Annotated in this window: 6 protein-coding genes and 1 pseudogene; 5 read left to right on the forward strand and 2 right to left on the reverse strand. The window is 34.1% G+C overall.

The annotated features are described in order from the left end of the window. From OUY_RS01185 to OUY_RS06255, 4 genes and pseudogenes are all read left to right on the forward strand, one after another. Positions 1-165 (forward strand): annotated as a pseudogene (locus OUY_RS01185) (IS481 family transposase); the annotation flags it as partial. Positions 166-397: 232 nt separating this feature from the next. Beyond that, the gene (gene glpX, locus OUY_RS01190; RefSeq protein ID WP_007302771.1) at positions 398-1,321 is read left to right on the forward strand and encodes a class II fructose-bisphosphatase; all 924 of its coding nucleotides are present in this window, start codon (positions 398-400) and stop codon (positions 1,319-1,321) included. A 279-nt stretch (positions 1,322-1,600) separates the two neighbouring features. After that, positions 1,601-2,278, forward strand: coding sequence for a hypothetical protein (locus tag OUY_RS06250; protein WP_246038563.1), 678 nt, complete (start codon positions 1,601-1,603; stop codon positions 2,276-2,278). Between the two features lie 127 nt (positions 2,279-2,405). Next, positions 2,406-2,897 carry a hypothetical protein gene (locus OUY_RS06255; RefSeq protein WP_246038565.1) on the forward strand — a complete coding sequence of 164 codons (492 nt, stop codon included), beginning with the start codon at positions 2,406-2,408 and terminating at the stop codon, positions 2,895-2,897. A 7-nt stretch (positions 2,898-2,904) separates the two neighbouring features. Here OUY_RS06255 and ychF read toward each other — a convergent pair whose 3' ends face one another. Next, complete coding sequence (ychF, locus tag OUY_RS01200) at positions 2,905-3,999, reverse strand: redox-regulated ATPase YchF (protein ID WP_010406370.1); 1,095 nt, start codon at positions 3,997-3,999, stop codon at positions 2,905-2,907. Between the two features lie 118 nt (positions 4,000-4,117). Here ychF and OUY_RS01205 point away from each other — a divergent pair, with 118 nt between their 5' ends. Next, the gene (locus OUY_RS01205) at positions 4,118-5,299 is read left to right on the forward strand and encodes a hypothetical protein (protein WP_010406367.1); all 1,182 of its coding nucleotides are present in this window, start codon (positions 4,118-4,120) and stop codon (positions 5,297-5,299) included. 394 nt (positions 5,300-5,693) lie between these two features. Here OUY_RS01205 and OUY_RS01210 read toward each other — a convergent pair whose 3' ends face one another. Next, positions 5,694-6,470, reverse strand: a complete 777-nt coding sequence (locus OUY_RS01210) for an enoyl-ACP reductase FabI (protein WP_139686373.1) — start codon at positions 6,468-6,470, stop codon at positions 5,694-5,696. Between the last annotated feature and the right edge of the window lie 131 nt (positions 6,471-6,601).

A 6,601-nucleotide genomic window follows, 5' to 3' on the forward strand; every position in this document is an offset into this window, starting at 1 on the left:
CATTCTTACAATAGATCTAGACCGCATTCAGGTAAATATTGCTATGGTAAGACTCCTATGCAAACCTTTTTTGATAGTATGCATATTGCTTATCAGAAAAATATTGATAGCATTAAACAGGATGCTGATTTTGGTTTTGACTTTGTTAATTCTTCTGTCAGTTAATTCATGCTTGTCAGATTAAGTCTAGACTATTACACTTTATTGTTGTACCTATTATCATTAATTAAAAAGCTATCTGCATCTAGACATAACTCTCTGATGTCCTCCTTACTGTACAGCATAATTAAACCTACTATTACGATGTTTTATTATATCAATTCCATCAAAATTAGTCAAGTAATCTTGCAGTCTCAAATGGCATGATATATATTGATTTATGATTCTCGAGTAAATGATGGAAGATTTAGCCTATAAGTTAGTGAAAGTAACCGAAGCTGCAGCACTTGCTGCATATAAATTGGCAGGCCTTGGCAATGAAAAAAAGGCCGATCAGGTTGCAGTTGATGCAATGCGTACGGTGCTAAACTCAATGGAAATAAATGGTACAATTGTGATTGGGGAAGGGGAGAGGGACGAAGCACCGATGCTATATATCGGAGAAAAAGTTGGCACAGGAAGTGGCCCTGAGATTGACATCGCTGTTGATCCACTTGAAGGCACTACGATTTGCGCTCATTATAAACAAGGGGCAATGTCTGTTCTTGCTGCAACGAAAAAAGGTAATTTTTTACACGCACCTGATGTTTATATGGAAAAAATAGCGGTGGGAAAAAATCTCCCAGAGGGTGTAGTCTCACTAAAAAATAGGATTGAGAAGAATCTGGACAATTTAGCCAAGGCAAAAGGATGTAAAGCAAGTGATCTTATAGTAACTGTACTTAAACGTGAAAGACATGATGAATTAATAGCAAAAATTAGGAAGCTAGGAGCAAAAGTGAAATTAATAGATGACGGTGATGTTGCAGCCATAGTTTCGCTAATAAATGGCAATCACGATATGTATATCGGCACAGGAGGAGCTCCAGAAGGAGTGCTTGCAGCAGCAGCGCTAAGCTCAATCGGTGGGCAGATAGAAGGAAGATTAATATTTGACACGGATCAATTAAAAGAAAGAGCAAAAAATTTGAATATCACTGACCCAGAAAAAATCTACACCGTGAAAGACATGGCAAGAAGTGAATCAGTGTTTATTGCAACTGGAGTAACAAATGGAGAGTTTGTTGATGGAGTAAAGTTTGGCCAAGATATTTGTCTGACTAATTCATTAATAATATTGCCTGGTAAAGTAATAAAAATACAAACAAAATCAATATCTTAAACATTTGTCATATGCTGATTATAAAATTTTTATAGAAGGAAGATACTTATAATTGTCTTAAAAAAATGAATTTACATATTAATTTTAGCTTTACAACATTTGGCATTAAGTTATAGTTAAATAGTAATACTAAGAGGTGCTTAATGTTTAGTTCACTAACTAATTTTTTTACTAATACGTCTAAAAAGAAAAGTTCTCAATCTGAAGAAAATAATCATTCTTTCTCTAACAGCACAGAAAGTTTATTAGTCCAATCTACTAAAAAAAATCCTCAACTTGATGATCAAAGTAGAACTGACGTGTCTCCCCAAACAAATCTTCTTTAGTGAGGATGATGTAAAAAACGTGCTCCAAGACTTCGAAAAATTGGATTTTAAGAACAGTAATGAGTGTTTTAACGAAATAGCAGAAGATTATGAAAGGAGGAAAAAAAGTGACCTTTTTAACTACGTAATATTGAATAAGCAAAAATACATAACAGATATATTAGATCAGAGGTTTGCCCACAAAGATCAAGAAAATTTTAGGAAGAAATTTAGTGAATATCTTCTTAAAATAAATGAGAAAATGAATTATGGGAAAGAATTTCAAAATAAACTTCAATTTTTTGAAGATATGGTAGAAGAAGTATTATCAGATTTTAGAAAATTGAATTTTGGCCTTAAGGATAATTTGTGTAAAGATGATAAGGATAACGTAAATTATAATAAAGGCTGGCCTGCAGATCCATTTGACAAAATAGCGAATTATTATCGATGGAATAAGAACATTTTCCTTTTTAATTATGTAGTATTAAGTAAGCAAAAAGAAATAATAAGTATATTGAATGAAAAGTCTATTCCTGAAGACAAGCGAAAGAATTTTAAAAAGAGGTTGGGTAGATATCTTCTTCGAGTCGAAGAAGGGATGAGTAACGGACAGGAATTTCTCAAAACTGATAGTGCATGCCTTTTTTGATGGATGTTATGTGCCATGCGCATATGCAAAACGTTCTCTTAATCATTATGATCATCTTAGTATTAATATTTCTAAGCCTGGGTGTAGCTTAGAAATCAGCCGTCTTTTCACTGACAAAATTGAAGGGATGGAAAGAAATAAAAATGAGGTAAAGATAGTAGAAATATACAGTAACGATAAAAGAATAGCAACGGTTGAGAAGAATGATAATGGAAAAAGAAATTACTATTTTGCAAAAGATGCAACATGCGATATGAAAATTAGGTGGAGTGCAGAAGATGAGAAAGGTAATTCTGTTAACTGCTTTATTAGTTTAAATGTAAATCCTAGTGAAATTGAGATTGGTCAGGCAACTATTAATGGTAAAGATGTTGAACTAGACGAAATTTTGAAATTAGCTGAGCAAAACGAAGATGTGCTTATAGAAGGTAAAGCTTTACATGAATTTTTAGAAGAACGTCTGGAGTACGTACTATGTGAGGAGGAGAAGAATATACAACCACAGGGGAAAGAAGTTGTTACAACACCTAGCTCCATTCTCCATGACGTGGAACTAGATGAGATCAGCGAAGAGGAAGCCATAAAGAAAGGCTCGATTCCCTGGTTCTTTGGGAGTTAGATGTATACTACACATTGAACCTAAAGTGCATTATATCACCATCTTGCACTATATAGTCTCTGCCTTCAAAGCGAATTTTGCCTGCATCTTTGCAAGCTAATTCGCTTCCATATTTTATATAGTCTTCAAAGCTTATGGTTTCTGCTTTTATAAAGCCCTTTTCAAAATCAGTGTGAATTACACCTGCTGCTTTGTCAGCTGTTGATCCTATCTTTATTGGCCATGCACGTGCTTCTTTGGGGCCCACAGTAAAAAAAGTTATCATACTTAGCACTTCATACATAATACGTGCTACTCCATCAAGTCCTGATTCTTGTAAGCCAAATTCTGATAAAAAATTCTGTTTTTCCTCTTCACTATCAAGATTTGCAATATCTGCTTCAAGTTTCGCTGAAATACAATAAAATTTGCTTTTATTTTCTTCCGCCATTTTTTCCACCCTTTTAGATAGTTCATTACCAGTTATGATATTCGTATCTTCAACATTGCATACATACATAACAGGCTTTGTTGTTAGCAATTGAAGCAACTTCATCTCATCTTCATCGATATTCTCCAAGCTTCTTGCCGGTTTACCTAATTTTAAAGTAGCTAATACCTCTTGCATTAATTCAAGTTGTCTCTTTAGCTCTTTATCACCTTGCTTTGCTTTCTTTTCCAATTGAGGAAGCCTTTTTTCTATGCTATCAATATCAGCTAGAATTAACTCCATTTCCACTATTTCAGCATCTGATATTGGATCTATTTTACTGTTTACATGGCTGATATCGTCATCCGTAAAGCACCTGAGCAGATGAACAATGGCATCAACTTCTCTGATATGACTCAAAAATTTATTTCCTAGTCCTTCACCCTTGCTCGCACCCTTAACCAAGCCGGCAATATCGACAACTTCCAGTTGATTGTAGATTATTTTCCCCGAGTGAGCAATCGAGGCAATTTGTTTCAAACGCTGATCTCGTATTGGCACTTTGCCAACATTTGGCTCGATTGTGCAAAAAGGATAATTTGCAGCTTCAGCTGCACTTGACTCTGTAAGTGCATTAAATAAAGTTGATTTTCCTATATTTGGTAACCCAACTATACCACAGTTAAAGCTCATATTTGCTATTTAAAGCCTTAATTATTGCATAATTAAAAAATTTTTGCTATATCTAATTAGTTACTTATTAATAAGTTAGTTAATATAATAACATATAGCTTGAATTAAGGTAGAAATTATGGTTGGGCTTAGAAAACGGAAATTACCAAATGGTTTTGACAGTATTGAAAATGCTAAAGGACGCAAGACTTCAGAGAGTAATGTAGAAAAAGAACCTTCTAATAACCAAGTAGTTAAATATGATACTGCAGGTGATGGCAATTGCTTTTTTCATGCAGTGTTTGGTGATAACAGTTCTGGTACATATAAAGCTGAAAGAGCGCAAGATATGAGAATGGAATGGCACAAATTTTTAAGTCGATTTACGTCTTTAGATGATCCAAGTATGCCAGCTCCTTTAAAGGATCAGCTAGAAAAGGTTTTTAATATGTTTTTTAATAAGCCAGGGGATTTAACTGGCAAGTCTGATAAAATAAAGGGTCTGGTTAAGCAAACAAATAGGAAAATTGAAAATGCTGAAGGTAATGTGAAGAGGTTAGTAAGTAGAGCTGTTAGCAAATTTAATATATCGCATAATCAAGCTGTGCTTAATCTAAGTGAATATGCAGAGGCTCTTGATGGCATTGGTGAGAGTGACTATAATGCCGAATATAACAGTGATTTTATTACACGCTCATTTCTTGACAAACCTGAACTCTATCAATCCTATCTAGAAGCAATAGAAAGTAAAAGTTATTTTCCTTTTATTGAAGAAATTCAATTATTAGCTTCTTTAGCTAACATTGAAATTAATGTCCATTGTAAAGTTAGCGGCAGAGAGAAACAACAAAAGTTTGAACCAAATCCTGAAATGATAAACAATGATCAACTAAATCAGATGTTTAATCGTGAGAGTTATAAATTAAATGACGAGTTATGGGGTAGTAAAGAGAGAGAAACAATATATCTTGAAGGAAATCATTACTCTAGGGCTAAAATTGTAACTCAAGAGTTAATAAAACAGCAGCAGGAGCAAGAAGACTTTCTATTAGCAAAACAACTTCAGATAGATGAAATTTTGGAATATTGTGATCTTTCAAAGGATATCTCTGAGAGAGTAGAGATTGAGAGGGAGTTTGATGAGTTATTGGCAAAAAATGCTGATGGAAAAATTGGTGATGTTATAGGGCAGTGCATTAATGATGTACAGCAACGTATAAAATGCCTTGAGGAGCCAGTCTTATCAAGAAGGTGCAGTGTGGAAGAAGCACGTGTAGAAAAAACATTTTATCAACAACAAGTACCACAACCTGTAAGATAAGTCTTCATAGTCTATATACTTCTATAGGGGGGCATTCTATAATAAAAGCCATGCTCATTTTTAACCACTGCTTAATAAGAATAAAGTCTTAGCAAAACAAACACAAGAACAATAGGATTTCTTGCTTGCAAAGCAACTCCAAGATCGGGAGGAAAAAGACTTTTTCCTTGCAAGGCAACTTCAAGAGCAACCCTCACGCACAATCTCTTAACCCAAATGGAGGAAGTAAAAATAGAAGATCAGCAGCAACAAATACTTATAAAATAATAACTCTATGGTTAATGTGCGAGATTTAATTAAAAAATGTTGTCATTCGAGTAGCTGACACTGGGCTCCAATGTCAATTACTCGGATAACAAAAAACACAGGCTTCACATGCATCTGCAGTACTGTATTAGTCTACTATCTTCATTCCCACAACATTATACCCTGAATCAACATGTAAAATTTCTCCAGTTGTACCACTACTCAGGTCGCTTAATAAGTATAGTGCTGCCTTGCCAACATCTTCTATTGTAACATTGCGTCTAAGTGGAGAATTACTTCTATTCCATTCCGATATGGAGTGAAAGTCACTTATTCCAGAAGATGCCAAAGTTCTGATTGGACCAGCAGAAATTGCATTTACTCTGATGTTCTGTGGTCCGAGATCACATGCTATATATTTTACACTTGCTTCAAGTGCTGCTTTACATAAACCCATCACATTATAATTTGGCATAACTTTTTCAGCACCATAGTAGGATAAAGTAAGTAAACTACCGCCATTTAACATCATTTTTTCCGCTCTTTGCGCTAAAGCAGTAAAAGAATAGCACGATATATGCATTGCATTAATAAAGTTGTTTAGTGAAGTATTGACATATTTACCATTTAGCTCATTTTTATCGGAGAATGCTATTGCATGTACCAAAAAATCAATAGCACCCCACTTCTCCTTTATTTCCTTAAAAGCATTATCTATAGTTTCCTCATTTGAAACATTACAGTGCAATATTAACTCTACATTTAATTCACTTACTATTGGTAATAATTTCTCTTTTATTGTTTCATTTTGATAAGTGATTGCAAGCTCAGCTCCATGTTCTGAGAGGGTCTGTGCTATACCATATGCTATTGACCTTTTATTTATTATTCCGGTTATTAACCCTTTTTTGCCCTGCAATATCATAGAATTATTTGCCTTTTTTATAATTTGAAATATTAACTAGGCAAAGTCAATTATGTTTTAACTGTAGCTAACGTATAAAAAAGGTTCTGTCGCATCTATAAACCATAGGAAAGAAGATCATTAAAGGTGGG

The organism is Wolbachia endosymbiont of Leptopilina clavipes, from assembly GCF_006334525.1.
Classification (GTDB): domain Bacteria; phylum Pseudomonadota; class Alphaproteobacteria; order Rickettsiales; family Anaplasmataceae; genus Wolbachia.

Coding starts and splice junctions, on each gene's coding strand:
- ychF (WP_010406370.1), bottom strand. CDS start 3,999: ATGAGCTTTAACTGTGGTATAGTTGGGTTACCAAATATAGGAAAATCA.
- OUY_RS06250 (WP_246038563.1), top strand. CDS start 1,601: ATGATCAAAGTAGAACTGACGTGTCTCCCCAAACAAATCTTCTTTAGT.
- OUY_RS06255 (WP_246038565.1), top strand. CDS start 2,406: ATGGAAAGAAATAAAAATGAGGTAAAGATAGTAGAAATATACAGTAAC.
- OUY_RS01205 (WP_010406367.1), top strand. CDS start 4,118: ATGGTTGGGCTTAGAAAACGGAAATTACCAAATGGTTTTGACAGTATT.
- OUY_RS01210 (WP_139686373.1), bottom strand. CDS start 6,470: ATGATATTGCAGGGCAAAAAAGGGTTAATAACCGGAATAATAAATAAA.
- glpX (WP_007302771.1), top strand. CDS start 398: ATGGAAGATTTAGCCTATAAGTTAGTGAAAGTAACCGAAGCTGCAGCA.